The 14,648-nt window shown below is 57.7% G+C and carries 15 protein-coding genes; 8 read left to right on the plus strand and 7 right to left on the minus strand.

From position 1 onward, the window contains the following. A partial coding sequence (gene tnpB, locus R6W86_RS11195) for an IS66 family insertion sequence element accessory protein TnpB (RefSeq protein ID WP_410329441.1) occupies positions 1-252 on the plus strand: 252 nt, incomplete at its 5' end. Between the two features lie 75 nt (positions 253-327). After that, positions 328-1,893 (plus strand): IS66 family transposase, encoded by a 1,566-nt coding sequence (gene tnpC / locus R6W86_RS11200; RefSeq protein ID WP_410329442.1) that lies wholly within the window; start codon positions 328-330, stop codon positions 1,891-1,893. Between the two features lie 111 nt (positions 1,894-2,004). Here tnpC and R6W86_RS11205 read toward each other — a convergent pair whose 3' ends face one another. Further along, a complete protein-coding gene (locus R6W86_RS11205) occupies positions 2,005-3,567 on the minus strand; it encodes a tetratricopeptide repeat protein (RefSeq protein WP_410329443.1) in 1,563 nt (520 codons plus the stop codon). Positions 3,568-3,575: 8 nt separating this feature from the next. Continuing rightward, complete coding sequence (locus tag R6W86_RS11210; RefSeq protein ID WP_410329444.1) at positions 3,576-4,166, minus strand: hypothetical protein; 591 nt, start codon at positions 4,164-4,166, stop codon at positions 3,576-3,578. A 767-nt stretch (positions 4,167-4,933) separates the two neighbouring features. Here R6W86_RS11210 and R6W86_RS11215 point away from each other — a divergent pair. The 3 genes from R6W86_RS11215 (at position 4,934) to R6W86_RS11225 (ending at position 7,932) form a co-directional block, all read left to right on the plus strand. Further along, positions 4,934-5,548, plus strand: coding sequence for a hypothetical protein (locus R6W86_RS11215; protein WP_410329445.1), 615 nt, complete (start codon positions 4,934-4,936; stop codon positions 5,546-5,548). A 117-nt stretch (positions 5,549-5,665) separates the two neighbouring features. Next, on the plus strand, positions 5,666-6,907 hold the full coding sequence (locus tag R6W86_RS11220; protein ID WP_410329446.1) for an MFS transporter: 1,242 nt from the start codon (positions 5,666-5,668) through the stop codon (positions 6,905-6,907). 59 nt (positions 6,908-6,966) lie between these two features. Beyond that, positions 6,967-7,932, plus strand: coding sequence for a calcium/sodium antiporter (locus R6W86_RS11225; RefSeq protein ID WP_410329447.1), 966 nt, complete (start codon positions 6,967-6,969; stop codon positions 7,930-7,932). Positions 7,933-7,972: 40 nt separating this feature from the next. Here the strand turns inward: R6W86_RS11225 and R6W86_RS11230 are convergent, their stop codons facing one another. Next, complete coding sequence (locus R6W86_RS11230) at positions 7,973-8,233, minus strand: hypothetical protein (protein ID WP_410329448.1); 261 nt, start codon at positions 8,231-8,233, stop codon at positions 7,973-7,975. 416 nt (positions 8,234-8,649) lie between these two features. Between R6W86_RS11230 and R6W86_RS11235 the strand changes: the two genes are divergently transcribed. Next, entirely contained in the window at positions 8,650-10,221 is a 1,572-nt protein-coding gene (locus tag R6W86_RS11235; protein WP_410329449.1) for a hypothetical protein, read from the plus strand. Positions 10,222-10,283: 62 nt separating this feature from the next. On the opposite strand, the gene R6W86_RS11240 is transcribed toward R6W86_RS11235, so the two are convergent. Next, on the minus strand, positions 10,284-11,042 hold the full coding sequence (locus tag R6W86_RS11240) for a ParA family protein (RefSeq protein ID WP_410329450.1): 759 nt from the start codon (positions 11,040-11,042) through the stop codon (positions 10,284-10,286). A gap of 132 nt (positions 11,043-11,174) precedes the next feature. Here R6W86_RS11240 and R6W86_RS11245 point away from each other — a divergent pair, with 132 nt between their 5' ends. Then, the gene (locus R6W86_RS11245) at positions 11,175-11,987 is read left to right on the plus strand and encodes an acyl-CoA thioesterase (protein WP_410329451.1); all 813 of its coding nucleotides are present in this window, start codon (positions 11,175-11,177) and stop codon (positions 11,985-11,987) included. A gap of 28 nt (positions 11,988-12,015) precedes the next feature. Here the strand turns inward: R6W86_RS11245 and R6W86_RS11250 are convergent, their stop codons facing one another. Then, a complete protein-coding gene (locus R6W86_RS11250) occupies positions 12,016-12,171 on the minus strand; it encodes a hypothetical protein (protein WP_410329452.1) in 156 nt (51 codons plus the stop codon). Between the two features lie 77 nt (positions 12,172-12,248). Here R6W86_RS11250 and rhtB point away from each other — a divergent pair, with 77 nt between their 5' ends. Then, a complete protein-coding gene (gene rhtB, locus R6W86_RS11255) occupies positions 12,249-12,872 on the plus strand; it encodes a homoserine/homoserine lactone efflux protein (RefSeq protein ID WP_410329453.1) in 624 nt (207 codons plus the stop codon). On the opposite strand, the gene R6W86_RS11260 is transcribed toward rhtB, so the two are convergent. Together R6W86_RS11260 and glcF are read right to left on the minus strand one after the other, a co-directional pair. Further along, positions 12,869-13,306: a DUF4124 domain-containing protein gene (locus tag R6W86_RS11260; protein ID WP_410329454.1), complete on the minus strand. Its 438-nt coding sequence runs from the start codon at positions 13,304-13,306 to the stop codon at positions 12,869-12,871. The genes rhtB and R6W86_RS11260 overlap by 4 nt on opposite strands. A 133-nt stretch (positions 13,307-13,439) precedes the next feature. Then, positions 13,440-14,648: a glycolate oxidase subunit GlcF gene (gene glcF, locus R6W86_RS11265; protein WP_410329455.1), complete on the minus strand. Its 1,209-nt coding sequence runs from the start codon at positions 14,646-14,648 to the stop codon at positions 13,440-13,442.

Consider the following 14,648-nt stretch of genomic DNA (forward strand, 5'->3'; position numbering starts at 1 on the left):
CAAGTGTTCGGGGCAGCCAGGCCCCACTGCGCCTACCTGTTCGCCAACAAACGGGGCAACCGGATGAAGGTGCTGATCCACGATGGTCTGGGTATCTGGCTGTGTGCCCGCCGGCTGAACCGGGGCAAGTTCCATTGGGGCGAATCCTGGCGCGGTGACCAACTGCGCCTGACCGAGGAACAGTTGTCCGCTCTGGTTCAGGGCTTGCCCTGGCAACGCCTTGGGGCCGACGGCATCATCTCCATCCTGTAACCACAAGTGCCGTAATTTCGCCATAGCCAGAACTGCGAATCGCTTGCAGCACAAGGGCTTGGCATACTATGGGACATGACTCAGCGCCCCGATATCAACCATCTCTCTGCCGATCAGCTCCGTGCCCTGGCGACGGAACTGATGGACTCCCTGGACGCCCGGGATCAAGTCCTGAGCAAGAAGGATCGTGAGTTGGTGCGCAGCAACGCCATCATCGAGAAGCTGACCCACGAAGTAGCCATCCTCAAGCGTCACAAGTACGCCCGTCGCAGTGAGCAACTCGATGCTGTTCAGGGGAAACTGCTGGACGAACTGATCGACAGCGACCTGGCCGCCATTGAAGCTGAGCTGGACCAGGCGATGACCGAGGAGCAGAAAGCTGCGCGGCCAAAACAAAAACCCAAGCGCACCCCGCTGCCACCAGAACTGCCCCGCACCCTGATCCACCACGAACCGGACAATACCCAGTGCCAGTGCGGCTGCCAGCTCAAGCGTATTGGCGAAGACATCAGCGAGAAGCTGGACTACGTACCGGGCGAGTTCACCGTGGAGCGGCACATCCGGGGCAAGTGGGCCTGCGACAAATGCGAGACCTTGATCCAGGCACCGGTGCCACCGCAGGTGATCGACAAAGGCATCCCCACTGCTGGGCTGCTGGCTCAGGTGCTGGTGGCCAAGTACGCCGACCATCTGCCGCTGTACCGTCAGGAACGCATCTTCGGCCGTGCCGGATTAGAAATCCCTCGCTCCACCCTGGCTGAATGGGTGGGTGCCTGCGGTGTGCAGTTGCAACCTCTGGCGGATGCGCTGAGAAACACCTTGCTGGAACACAACGTTCTGCATGCCGATGAAACACCGGTCAGCATGCTGGCCCCGGGTAAGAAACAGACTCATAAGGCTTACGTCTGGGCTTACTGCACCACACCGTTCTCGGACCTGAAAGCCACCGTTTATGACTTCGCTCCCAGCCGTGCAGGCGAACACGCCCGCACCTTCCTGGGTGACTGGCAGGGCAAGCTGGTCTGTGATGATTACGCTGGCTACAAGGCCGGGTTCGGCAACGGCATCACCGAGATCGGTTGCATGGCTCACGCCCGGCGCAAGTTCTACGACCTGCACGAAGCCAACAAGAGTGAATTGGCGGCCAAGGCCTTGGAGTACATCGGCGGGCTTTACGAGATCGAGCGGGAAACCAAAGACCTACCACCGGATAAGCGCCGGGAAATCCGACAAACCAGAGCCAAACCACTTGCTGACGCACTTCATCAATGGATGCTGTCGCATCGACAGAAAGTGCCGGATGGCTCCGGCACGGCCAAAGCCCTGGATTACAGCCTCAAACGGTGGGAGGCGCTGACGCGCTACCTGGACGATGGCGCTGTGCCCATCGACAACAACTGGGTGGAAAACCAGATCCGACCCTGGGCATTAGGTCGCTCCAACTGGCTGTTCGCGGGATCACTGCGCAGTGGCCAGCGTGCTGCCGCTGTGATGACACTGATCCAGTCAGCCAAGCTGAACGGCCATGATCCCTATGCTTACCTGAAGGGTGTGCTGACTCGACTGCCGACGCAGAAGAACAACGCCATCGGCGAGCTATTGCCCCACAACTGGAAGCCGGCTATATCTGACAAGGTGTGATGGGCGGACGCTTACGATCAATTAGCTGGAAACGGATGGTAACGGGCAGCCCGGGGGGCGCCCGTAAGCCGCGGGGCGTTCAAAGCTTTTAAGGCCCCTTCTCCATGGAGCTTAGATATTTTCTGCCTCAAAGAGACTCCTGAAATCACCTTTTTCCATGTCCGCTCCATTACCAAAGTAGAAGTTGTCGCCACTTTCATCGATCTGATTGAAAAGTAGCTTCAGACCAAGCCAGTCAGCTTCCGCATCTACTACGCCAAGCATGTACTGCGCCGGGAAACGCATACTCTCGCCCTGGGGATTCTCGACGGTTACCAGCAACGATACCAGATAGCTGTTCTGAGGCCTGGCCATTGCCGGCAACCATTGGTATATCTCCAGCATCCGTTTCCCATCGACCTCTCCTTTCCCTAAAAGATCCGGCCCGTCCTTAGTGGCGTCCCTGACAATGCGCCGCCAGCTAAAGGGTGTCCGGCGTAAATAAATGCGCTCATGGCCTTTGTAGTGCCAATGGTCACTGGCCGATGCGCCTTCACCCATATAAGCGCCTATCCAGTTGTCCATGAAACGCTCCAGAATCGCTTGCTCCAGCCTGGCATGACGCTTTGTATCAAGAACGGCAGGGGACGCCTTTTCCCGGTTGTGGCCTTCACTGATAGCCAGGGAATCTATCGTGATATCTCCCTCAATGAAGAAGTGGTTGCTCAACCCTCCAGTAACTTTCTCCGGCGCGATACGCCCGCTGCCGGCCAATGACCCATTGGCCAACAGGCGCCAGTCGCCATCCAGGTTATTCCAGAACTCCAGCTCAATGGGGCCATTGCCATCAAAGACTTTCGCCGACTCGTGTTGCAGAAAACTTTCTCCCGGACGAGTAGCCGTCTTAATTGCCACCTCACCGGTATTGTAGAGAATGACACTGACTTTATTTTCCGGAGCCAGATTGGTACGGATCTCCAAAGGCAACTCAAACTCAGACCAGGCACGATCAGGATCAAAACTGAAGCTAAAACGGGTGCGGCGCCAGTCATCCCTGTACATTGACTCCGAATCAACCGGATAGAAATTCGGCAATATCCATCTCGAGTAGCCACCGTCCGGCTCATGATCAATGCCGGTCGCGTTGACGGAGCGATAAAGACGACCTGACGTTGTTTGGCCCTGGGCCTGGACAAACGCATTCTCCTGCAGCACATCCAGCCCGGAGAGACCAGAGGCAAGACCAGCATGGCCAGGCTTCGATCCCGCACCGCCCTCTTTCGGGCTCACCCACTCAAACACAGAAGTTTCCAACATGCCGCCGTAGTGCGAGATTGCGCGCGTTTCCCGCACTCCGGCATCATAAAGTGCCTGATAGCGATCTGCTGCCATCTCGCTACCCGTTTCCTGAGCCAACCGGTAATAACGTAAAGCCTGCGATTTGCTGGTTTCCCCTTCCCAGTCCCGCTCATATAAATTGGCCAGGGACATCATCGCGGCCGGATCCCCCGAATCTGCGGCCTGCTTCAACTCGGGAAACGCCGCTTCCGCTCCCTGTTCGACCACCAGGGCCTCATAATCGATAGGTTTTCGTTCAGTCGAAGCGCAGCCAGCAATACCGGTGCATACTAAAACCATCATCAGCGACAATGTACGCATGTCTTTTCCCTTGTTTTTCTTGTCTTTCAGATGCACGCCTGATCTCAATAACAACCCCAAAGAAAGCTACCTTCTTCTATGCCAACCCAATCAGTTGCCTCATTACGCTTCAGGGTTGCCTTGGTGAGAACCTCTTCGTGAGAGTTCTCGACACTGCATGTACTTGTCGCCTTATGTGCGATCATGTTTCTCACACGGTAATAATATTTGCCGTCTAGATATTTGCCTTCAAGCCGCTGGTGTGCATTTTCCTCAACTACCTCGGCCTCGCTGGACCAGTAAAGGCAGGAGAAAGATACTGTCTGGTTCACCATAGGGCCAACGTCTTTCCAGCCAGTATCTTCGCCCGGCTCCGCATACATCGCCCGGGTGTAATCACCGTCTTCATACTGGCCGATACACTTGACCGTAGCGTTTGCACCGTAGTTATCGATCTTTCCTTCCCAATAGTCACAATAGCCCCCGAAGGTAAAGGTATAACCATCACCCTGAATTAAACTCCTGCCACCCTCGGCGCTATAATTACATAAACCGCCACCCCCCACCGCATCCATGGCAGCAAAAAAGGTACTGCTGCATCCCTCCAGACCAGAAAACGCAACAAGCAAAACGACAGATCTTATTGTCAATATCATTATTAAGTCTCTCTAATCGATAACTTCAGACAATCCCGCTACACCTATTGGTAGGGACTTAATCCCAAGGACATAACCATTGGATGTAAGCGGGTAATATTCACTTCATACCAAACCCTCTGATTAGCTTACTAAGCTCATATCAGTATCTCGAAAATTCCGACAGGGTAGGTCATCGTGTTTTGACCGGGACAAAGGGCAACCAGATTTACATATAGAGGGCTTCGAGTTGTTTACCTGCAAAGAACCCCGACGCAGACCTGGTCCAGGGATCTAATCATTCGCAGCACGTACGCCCATATGCCCTTAACAACAGGGCGGATTCGATAGCGCTCAGTCTACGACGGGGCGATGGCAATGCCTGCGCTGCTTTGCGCTGCAAGCTCAGTAAATCCTTTTCTCGCTACTATCTGGACTTTCAAACGATTAAATCTGGTGCGCAAGCAGTCGCCCGAATCCATAAAGGTTTCCGGAAGTGCAGGCGACACACGAACAGCGAAGAGTGCCGGAGCATTTCGATCCAGCCTCATGTGGGGTTGGATTGTCATGGGAAGTCTGTTTACCAGTAGTTATTGTTTTTTTACACAGTGCTCAGGCCGCTGAAAAGCGTTGCTGTAACCTATGCGTTGTCTCAATCTTCTGACACCGATCGTTGTTGCCAACTCCCGTAGCATCGAGCGGAGAATATATGCTATTACCACCGACGCAGAAGCACTGCGAGAGGAAGTTTAGCCTAATTTACATCTTCAAGCGACGGGGGGTATTATTTGGCCCGAGCAGCCTGCTTTGCTGCACAGGAACTGACATTGGCAACGAACTCACTATTAACACGACAGCTTCTTACTCTGGTTCTGGTGGCCTTCCAACTCGGCTGCGTTCCTACCGTCACCAGAATATGGGATGTTCAGCCCGTTACCGGATTCGTCTTCGATTCCGAGACCGGCGAACCTGTTGAAGGAGCTCACATTTCCAACCTCCACAACCCGGACCTCTCTGCCATAACCAGCGACCGTGGGGAATTTGTCATTAAGCCCGTGTCGCATGTCACATTGCACATCGTACTGCCTGCCTCCTATCTTGACAGCCAGGTCTGGCAAATTAGGCATGAGGATTTCGGTATCGCCGTGGCCGTGACGCGTACCCTTGCACCTGCTCTGATCGAACAACGCCAATCTCCATCAGTCCCACTTTTCAGGGAGCTCAAAGCCGGCCCGGAAAGTTGTCCGTTTGGTCCCTACTTGCTCCGGCTCTATGCGTGGAAAGTAAACCAGCAGAGTCGGATAATGCCGGCGTATGAAAACACGCCGGATCCTTATTTTGTGCCATGCGCAGATTCGTTGTATCGAGACAGGCTCTCGCAAGCTTTCTCCGACGTGCTCTAGTGTCCCGCCTGTCAAAGAATTTCTTTATAGGACTGTCACCCTATCAGGTCTGACCAAGAGGCAACGGGCAGCATCATTATGGCCAGCCTATCCAGCAGCCCGCGGACAACACCGTACATGACACAGTCAACTACCAGCCAGGTCTATATACCAAAGGGCATTCTGACTACTCTCCTTGCTTTGTACCTTGCCCAGGGCCTGCCATCCGGCCTGTTTGCCCATGCCTTGCCCGTATTCTGGCGGGAAGCCGGCGTCTCCCTCACCTGGATTGGCGCGTTGAAACTGCTCGCATTACCCTGGGTTTTGAAGGCGTTCTGGGCACCGTTCGTTGACCGCAGTCTGATGCGTGGCCACACCCCGTTCTCCTGGATATTGCGGCTGCAGTTAACCGCTGCATTGCTCCTGAGCGCCCTGGCATGGCTTGGGCTGGTACCCGGCAGTGCCACGGCTCTGGTGGGTGCCGCGTTACTGGTGATGACCATCAATTTGCTGATGGCCACCCAGGATATCGTCACCGACGGCCTGGCGGTGCGCTGGATCGCACCGCACTGGCGCGGGCTGGCCAACACCATCCAGGTGGCCGGCTACAAGGTGGGCATGCTGGCTGGCGGCAGCCTGCTGTTGATTGTCACCGGCTATCTGGAACCTGAAACTGCGCTGTTATTTCCGGCCCTGTTGCTGGTGGCACTGCTGTTTGTGGTGGGCCGATCCCCGGGCATGCGCCAACCTCTCTCGCTGGATACCGCTCCGGACTCAAACGGTGGAAGTCTCAGAGCTGCGTTTATCGGGTTATGGCGCCAGCCCGGCATGGCGTTCTGGCTGCTGATGGTCATCGGCTACAAGGTGGCGGATGCCATGGGTTCAGGCATGATCCGGCCCATGCTGTCGGATGCCGGCTGGAGTTCGCAGGCCATCGGCACCTTCACTCTCATTACCACCCTGGCGGGGCTTATCGGAGCGGCCCTGGGGGGATGGTTGTATACCCTGATAGGAGGTCATCGCGCCCTGATTCTGGCGGGCATTGCCCAGGCACTGACGATCATGGCGTGGGCTCTGGCTGCGGGGCCAGCGGCGAACGTTTCAACAGTCTATGGCGTGGGCCTGGCCGAACAACTCGCCGATGGGGCATCCACGGTGGTGCTGTTCGCCATGATGATGAATGTCTGCCGAAGGCAATGGGCGGGTACCGACTTCACCGTTCAGGCGTCTATCCAGGTGGTCGCTGCAGGTTTATTCGGAGTGCTCGGAGGTGTGATTGCCGACGTGGGGGGCTACGCGGTACTGATGATCACGGCCGGGCTCGCTGGCCTTGGGGTCGTCGGGGTCTATGCTTATCGGGTAATAGGTAGAACTATCTGATTGCCGCCTGCCGGCCTATGCCTTTAAATTCGCGCCATTCAACCCCGGAGTTTGTCACCATGCTCATTGCCCTGCTCGCCATTGCTGTCGGCCTCATCCTGCTGGTCTGGAGTGCGGAGCGTTTTGTAGCAGGCTCGGCGGCCACGGCCGGCTATGTCGGCATGCCGCCGCTGTTGATCGGCATGGTCGTGGTCGGGTTTGGCACGTCCGCTCCGGAGATGGTGGTCTCCGCTCTCGCCGCTTCCCAGGGCAACCCCGGGCTGGCGCTGGGTAATGCCTATGGCTCCAACATCACCAACATTGCCCTGATCCTCGGCATCACTGCGCTGATTGCCCCGATTGCCGTTCATTCCCAGGTAATGCGGAAGGAACTGCCAATCCTGACCGTGGTTACCCTGTTTGCCATCTGGCAACTGTTTGACGGCACGCTGAGCAGGCTGGATGCCGTGGCCCTGGTCGGTGTGTTCTTCGCTGTGCTGGGCTGGAGCATCTGGTCCGGAATGCGCACGCCGGATGACCCGATGGCAACCGAAGTAAGCGCAGAACTGACAACTCATGCCATGCCAATTCGCAAGGCATTGTTCTGGCTGGTAGCAGGCCTGGTACTGCTGGTCATCAGTTCCCGCATTCTGGTCTGGGGCGCGGTGGACCTCGCTACCGCTTTTGGCGTCAGTGACCTGATCATCGGTCTGACCATCGTCGCCGTTGGCACCTCCCTGCCGGAACTGGCCTCCTCGATCATCGCTGCCCGCAAGGGTGAGCACGATCTGGCCCTGGGCAACATTCTCGGCTCAAACCTGTTCAATACCCTGGCGGTGGTGGGCATTGCCGGCCTGATTACGCCCATCGGGGTGGCTGACGAGGTGCTGGTGCGTGACCTGCCAGTGATGGCAGGCCTGACCCTTGCCCTGTTCGTGCTCGGGTACGGTTTCCGCGGCCCGGGTAGAATCAACCGCCTGGAGGGTGGGGCTCTGTTGGCGGTCTTCGTGGGCTACACCGCCTATCTTCTGGTAACCAATTTCTGAGCAACTTCCATTCACCAGGCCGGGCGAACCAGGCTGCATTCTAGTTGAGCGATGCGTCAATCCCCGGCTTGCTGCAAACCTGCCAGTCCACCACATTGCCATCCGAATCGAAGTGGACAAAGCCGGCGAAGCCGTCATCGTGGACCCAGGTCTTTACGTATCCGACAACTTCTCCATCATCCTTGCACAGATCGAACATGGATTTGCTGCCATCGGCCTGGGCTTCGGCTACCGTTTCGTGGGGCTGGATTGTGAGTTGGGAATCGTTGAGCGGGAAGAGTTCAAGGTGACACGCGTTCATATGGGGGCACTCCCTGATTACGAACGGTTACATTTAAATCGTGCTCCAACATAACCCAGGTACATGACAGAAAAACTGCTCCCGATCAGTTTTCTAAGACCAATCCGGGATAAACCTTATGGTTTCAAGATAGTTTCTTTCTGAAGGGCCCGGCACTTCTTCCCCGGATTGAAACAGGCATAAAAAAACCGGGAAGCAGAACTCCCCGGTTACACGAAATGACTCGATAAAAGAAAACTCAACGATGCAGATCGAGCTTTTCTGACTGGTACTTTGCCAGCGCAGCGTTTCAGAATTATGACAACGGGACACGGCCGTAGCAGATTGGGCGCCACGCCGCTGACACTAAAGGTTTAACATCCCTGTCACGGACTTCCCCTAACCTCTTGCTCTCATTTCAAAGGAGAGCAGTACTCATGTCCGGAGATTCCTCCCTGCTGGTTGAAAAACTCTGGCGCCTGAAACGGCGCATTGATAAAGGCGCCTGCCCCGGTGTCGAGTTCGTCCACCTTAATACCCTGCTGCGAGAGCCGGCCTACCGTGCTAATTTGCTCAGGCGCGTCGAGCAGTCCGGGAACGCAGAGCTCAAGGCCCTGGCCCGGGAAATCACGCTCAATGATGACGGCCAGCCACTGATGGTGAAGGACAGCACCAGCCGCCTGGCTTCCGGTCAGCAACAGGAGAAAGAGAACAAAGGATGGTTCATGCGCAATGCCCTGTTCACTCTGCCCGTACTTGCGGTAGCCGGAGTTGTGGCCGGCTTTACCGCCTTTGAGAACCGCGCCGAGCGGATCGATTCTGACATTGTCATCGACACCACCTGGAAAACCGGCAAACGCTACATCCTGGAGGAAACCATCTACGTCGAAAACGCTCACCTTACTATCGAGCCGGGTGTGGTGATCGAGGGTGAGAGTGGATCCGCGCTGGTGGTAACGACCAGCGCCAAGCTGTTCTCCCGGGGCAAGCCAGATAGCCCGGTAGTCTTCACCAGTGCCAGACCGGAAGGAGAGCGCGCCCGGGGCGACTGGGGCGGCGTCGTTCTGCTGGGCAATGCGCCGGTCAACGAACCGGAAGCGTCCATTGAGGGGCTGCCCGAGAACGAGACGCGCGGCTCTTTCGGTGGGAACAATGCCAGCCACTCCTGCGGTGTCATTGAGTACACCCGTATCGAATTCGCCGGGTATGAAGTCTACAAAAACAACGAACTGAACGGACTAACCCTGGGCGGCTGCGGCAGCAACACGATTGTCCGCAACGTACAGGTTCACCGGGCACTGGATGATGGCATAGAGATGTTCGGTGGCACGGTGGATCTCAAGAATATCGTCATTACCGGCGCCGGTGATGACAGCGTCGACTGGGACTGGGGCTGGCGTGGCAACGTGCAGTTTGCGGTCATCCAGCAGTATCCGGATGCCGGAGACAACGGTTTCGAGGGCGACAACAACGGCAGCAATCATGAGGCCAAACCCCGGTCGGAGCCGGTGTTTTACAACGTGACCATGGTGGGTGGCGGTAATACCCAGAAACAGCACCGGGCCTTGGTACTTCGGGAGGGTTCCGGCGGCCATTTCCATAATATGCTGATCGACAGCTACGGCATCGAGGCTCTGGATACCCGTGATGACGCCCTGTCCCTGACCAGCCGCGATCACCTGAATTTCAGTCACAATATCCTGGCAAACCTGGGGCACCTTGGACGGGTTGAACAGGAACAGGATGACGATGATTTCGGCTTTGACGAGCAAGCCTGGATGGCAGAACCGGCCAACAACAACGTGGCCCGGGTCGAAACCGCCCTGTTCCCCAATGCCAAGGCATTGGTCAAACCGGATTTCACGCCGAGGGTACCACTCAGGCAAATGAAAGCGACGCGCCCGCCACAAAGCGAGTTCTTTGATGAATCCGCTGATTTCGTGGGAGCCATCAGCCCGGTAGCGTCTGGCAACTGGCTCGATGGCTGGACCGTGTTCCCGGAATCCTGATCGGTTACAGTCACAACCGCCCGTTGCGCCAGGGATGGCGCTTTCGGAGCATGCTTCAGACTTTAGCCGGGTCTGCGCTTCCACAGATCCCGCCGGATTCCCGCCCATATCTGCCGATAAACTTCAGCAGCCGGGCTGTTCGGCGCCAAATGCTCCAGCGGCAACCCCTCCTCGCCCATGCGTTCAACAACGCTGGCATAGGGCACGGCCACGCCCATATTATTCGCCAGAACGTCGCTGCCCTGGTCCACAATTTCCTTGTGCAGGTTTTTCCGGCGATCGACCATGGAGAAGAAAGGGCGCAACTTCCTGGAGCCGAGTTTCTTGTCCTTTACGAATTGCTGCAACTGGTTCCAACTGTTCAACGATAGCCAGGTCGGCACCACGGGTACATAAACCCGGTCCGCCACTTCCAACACCTGTTCGGTCAGCCGCGACAGCGTGGGCGGACAATCCAGGATCACGAGGCTGGTTTCTTCCGAGAGAGGCGCAAGCATGTCCCGCAGGACGTTGCTGCCGGACTCTTTCTCGAGCTTGATGTCAAAGTTGCGAAAACTGGAATGAGCGGGGATAAAATCCAGCCCGGGATAGACGTCGTCATGGATGAACCTGTCGATGGGCGCCTTGCCCTCAAGCAGTTTGGATAACTTGCGCCCCTTCACCGTTTCCGCACCCGCCAGGTAAAAACTGGAGGCGCCCTGCGGATCCAGGTCCCATAACAGGGTACGACAATCGTCCTGGCTCGCCAGGTAGGCAATGTTGACGGCCGCCGCCGTCTTGCCAACACCACCCTTGGGGCTGTAAAAAGCAATGATCCTCATTGAGGCCTGACTCCCGACTTTCCTTGTGTAACCAGACCGTACAGGGTAGCAGCCACGGCCTAGCCCTTTGTGAAGCTTTTGTTACACTGGACGCTTCGCAAGCTACGCAAAACCAAAAACAATGAGGTAACCATGAATTCGCCGTCGCACGTGTTTGATCAAGCGGTGTCGCTCCGGCCCGCCAGCACTGGAGTTTTCTCGGGGCAGACGAGCCCTGCCTATCAGAACATGGTGGGCCCATTTGGCGGCGTGACCGGCGCCACCCTGCTCAATGCCGTGCTCAACCATGACGAGCTGCTGGGAGAGCCGGTATCCCTCACCGTGCACTTTGCGGCTCCCATTGCCGAAGGCGGATTCGAGGCCCGGGCCCGACCGATCCGGACCAACCGCAGCAGCCAGCACTGGTTCGCCGAGCTGGTTCAGGGAGAGGAAGTGGTTGCCTTTGCCACAGCGGTGACCACCAAAGGGCGGGACACCTGGAGCACCACCGACGCCAGCTTCCCGGAAGTGCCGCCCGCTGAAGATGTAGAGCAAACACCCATGCGCCAGGGCGCTCCAGTATGGACCCGGTGCTACGACATGCGATTTATCGAAGGGGCCCTCGGGGGCCAACCGAGTGAAAACCACCCCTCGGAAAGCCTGCTGTGGATGCGGGATGAACCACCTCGGTCCCTGGACTATCTCTCACTGGCGGCCCTGTGCGACGTGTTCTTCCCGAGGATCTACATTCGCCGCCCCAAACTGGTACCGGTCGGCACCGTGGCGCTGACCACCTACTTCCACGCGGATGCAGAGCAACTACGCCAGCTGGGCACCGCCCATGTGTTGGGGCATGCCCGGGGCCTGCATTTCGGTAAAGGCTTCTTCGACCAGAGCGCCGAAGTCTGGAGCGCCGATGGCCGGCTTCTGGCCACCAGCCATCAGGTGGTGTATTTCAAGGAATAACAGGTGGAAGGTTTTCGTAAAACCACGATCACGCGGCCTTGCGAAAACCCTCCACTCGTACGTTCTTGTCCCGGCTGCGCTTGTACTTGGTTTTGTCCTCGACAACACGCATCTGGTACTTTGGCGTTCTTAGTTCGCGCTGCACAGCGCTGTGGCGGGTTGCTCTGGCTCGTTTTCTGGCCATATCCGCTACTCCTTATCAGTGACTGAACTTACACAAGTCGCAGTATAACACTACCTCATAGTTCAAGAGCGTAAGGAATGACAATCACTCTCTGGCTGACCTTTCTGGTGGCGGCAATCCTGATCAGCGTCTCCCCCGGTGCGGGCGCGGTGAACACCATGAGCAACGGCCTGCGCTACGGCGTGAAACGGTCACTGCCGGCCATTCTGGGCCTTCAGTTGGGCTACGGCGCGCAGATTGTCCTGGTGGGCGCTGGCCTTGGCGCCATTGTCGCCTCTTCCGCTACCGCACTGACCGTTATCAAATGGGTAGGCGTGGCCTACCTGGTCTGGCTGGGTATCCAGAAGTGGCGGGAGCCGGTGGTGGAGGCGGTTCACGAAGATGAACCCGCCGTCAGTCACCGCCGGCAGTTCTGGAATGCCGCGCTGGTGAACCTGACCAATCCGAAGGCCACGGTATTCCTCGTGGCCCTCTTTCCGCAATTTCTGATCGCCGGTGCGCCCCATGGCCCCCAACTGATTACCATGGGCGCCACGCTGATCCTGGTGGATTGCCTGGTGATGCTGGGCTATGCCCTGCTGGCCAGTCAGCTGTTCCGGTTCATGACCACGCCGCAACGGCAGCGGCAGATGAACCGGGTGTTCGGCGGCCTGTTCGTGACCGCTGCCATGGCGCTGGCCAGCTTCAAGCGGGCGGCCTAACGCAGGATGCACTCCCGGCTGTAAGCCTTGCTCAGGCGCCGCCGTTTTTCCCGCAAGCTGTTGCCCCGGTCATTGTTGTAGCCTGCCCGTAATTGGGACTGGATGCGGTCCAGCTTTTTCCGATAGCCGTCGCATGTCTTCGCCTGTTTATCCTCGCTCTGGCGGGTGCTGCGAGACTGCCGTGGTGTATCCGAGGAAGACAGCATGGTCTGGACCTGGTCAAGGGTGGCCGAGATCTTGCGGGATTGCCGGAGGTTCTCGGCCATGGGAACCGTTACCGGACTCCGGAGTTGGAGCTCACTGTGTGCCAGGCGTTCGGGTGGTTTGTCGGAGAAATGGATGGCGCCATTGGCGTCCGCCCAGCGGTACACTTCGGCATGAGCCGGGGTAGTGGCTAACAGGCAAAGCAGAGCGGTGGCCTTGATCCTTGGCATGGGTTCACGTCCTGTGATGTTGGTTTTTTGAAGACGGGGTCAGACTATAGCCGACTTGGGGGCCGGGGTGAACTTGGGGTCAGATGAAGGTTTTCATCAGACCCCTGAGGTGCTTCTGCCCCCGTCTTCAAGGTCACTGGTCGAGCAACTCGATCCAGTGGTTCACTTGCACCGGGGACTTGGTTTCCAGATGCATCTGGCAGCCAATGTTGGCGGTCACGATGCGGTCCGGGTTGTCCACCGTCAGAGCCTTGAGCTTGTTATCGAGCAGCTTCTGGCTCAGTTCGGGCTGCAGCACCGAGTAGGTGCCCGCGGAGCCGCAGCACAGGTGCTTGTCCCTGGTTTGCGCCAGTTCGACGCCGGCCTTGGTCAGCACCTGCTCCACTACGCCACTCTGCTTCATGGCGTGCTGCAGGGTGCAGGGGCAGTGGAAGGCCACCTTGCCCGGGCTCTGGTTGAGCTTGAGCTTTTCCAGGTCCTGCGTGAGCAGGAAGGCGCCCAGATCAGTGCACAGTTCGCTTACTTTCCTGGCCTTGGCGGCATAGACCGGATCATCCTTCAGCAGGTGACCGTAGTCCTGCACCATGGCACCGCAACCGGAGGCAGTCATGATGATTGCCTCGGCGCCGGCTTCGACGGCAGGCCACCAGGCGTCAATGTTCTGGCGCATCCGCTCCAGGCCTTTCTCATGCTCGGAAAGATGGTAGTTCACCGCCCCGCAGCAGCCGGCCTCTGGTGCTTCGACCATGGTGATGCCCAGCTTGTCCAGAACACGGGCAGCGGCGGCGTTGGTATTCGGTGTGGCGGAAGGCTGAACACAACCGGCGAGTGCGAGCACCACCCGGTTGTGACTGGCCGCAGGCCAAGGGCTCGCGCTCTTGCGGGGCGGCACCTTGGTGCGCAGTTTTTCCGGGAGGACCGGGCGGAACACCTGGCCCATCCGCAGCAGCAGACCGAACAGCTGCCGGTTCGGAAGTACCCGCGCCAGGGTCCAGCGCATCCACTTGTCTTTCGGTTCGCGCGGCAATTCTTTCTCGATCAGTCCGCGGCTGATATCCACCAGCCGCCCATACTGTACACCGGACGGGCACGTAGTTTCGCAACTGCGACAGGTCAGACAGCGATCCAGGTGCTCCCGGGTCTTCTCGGTAATTTCCTCGCCTTCCAGGAACATCTTCATCAGATAGATCCGGCCCCGGGGACCGTCACGCTCATCGTTCAGTTCCTGATAGGTCGGACAGGTGGCAGTGCAAAAGCCACAGTGTACACACGCCCTCAGGATGGACTCCGCCTCCTGCCCTTCGGGGGTATTGGCAAATTGTTGAACCAGATTCGTTTGCAT

The organism is Marinobacter sp. (assembly GCF_046484525.1).
Lineage (GTDB): Bacteria > Pseudomonadota > Gammaproteobacteria > Pseudomonadales > Oleiphilaceae > Marinobacter.

Bases quoted from the DNA above. Each gene is read 5' to 3' on its own strand.
- tnpC (WP_410329442.1), top strand. From the start codon at position 328: ATGACTCAGCGCCCCGATATCAACCATCTCTCTGCCGATCAGCTCCGT.
- R6W86_RS11210 (WP_410329444.1), bottom strand. From the start codon at position 4,166: ATGATATTGACAATAAGATCTGTCGTTTTGCTTGTTGCGTTTTCTGGT.
- R6W86_RS11220 (WP_410329446.1), top strand. From the start codon at position 5,666: ATGACACAGTCAACTACCAGCCAGGTCTATATACCAAAGGGCATTCTG.
- R6W86_RS11225 (WP_410329447.1), top strand. From the start codon at position 6,967: ATGCTCATTGCCCTGCTCGCCATTGCTGTCGGCCTCATCCTGCTGGTC.
- R6W86_RS11230 (WP_410329448.1), bottom strand. From the start codon at position 8,233: ATGAACGCGTGTCACCTTGAACTCTTCCCGCTCAACGATTCCCAACTC.
- R6W86_RS11235 (WP_410329449.1), top strand. From the start codon at position 8,650: ATGTCCGGAGATTCCTCCCTGCTGGTTGAAAAACTCTGGCGCCTGAAA.
- R6W86_RS11240 (WP_410329450.1), bottom strand. From the start codon at position 11,042: ATGAGGATCATTGCTTTTTACAGCCCCAAGGGTGGTGTTGGCAAGACG.
- R6W86_RS11245 (WP_410329451.1), top strand. From the start codon at position 11,175: ATGAATTCGCCGTCGCACGTGTTTGATCAAGCGGTGTCGCTCCGGCCC.
- R6W86_RS11250 (WP_410329452.1), bottom strand. From the start codon at position 12,171: ATGGCCAGAAAACGAGCCAGAGCAACCCGCCACAGCGCTGTGCAGCGC.
- rhtB (WP_410329453.1), top strand. From the start codon at position 12,249: ATGACAATCACTCTCTGGCTGACCTTTCTGGTGGCGGCAATCCTGATC.
- R6W86_RS11260 (WP_410329454.1), bottom strand. From the start codon at position 13,306: ATGCCAAGGATCAAGGCCACCGCTCTGCTTTGCCTGTTAGCCACTACC.
- glcF (WP_410329455.1), bottom strand. From the start codon at position 14,648: ATGCAAACGAATCTGGTTCAACAATTTGCCAATACCCCCGAAGGGCAG.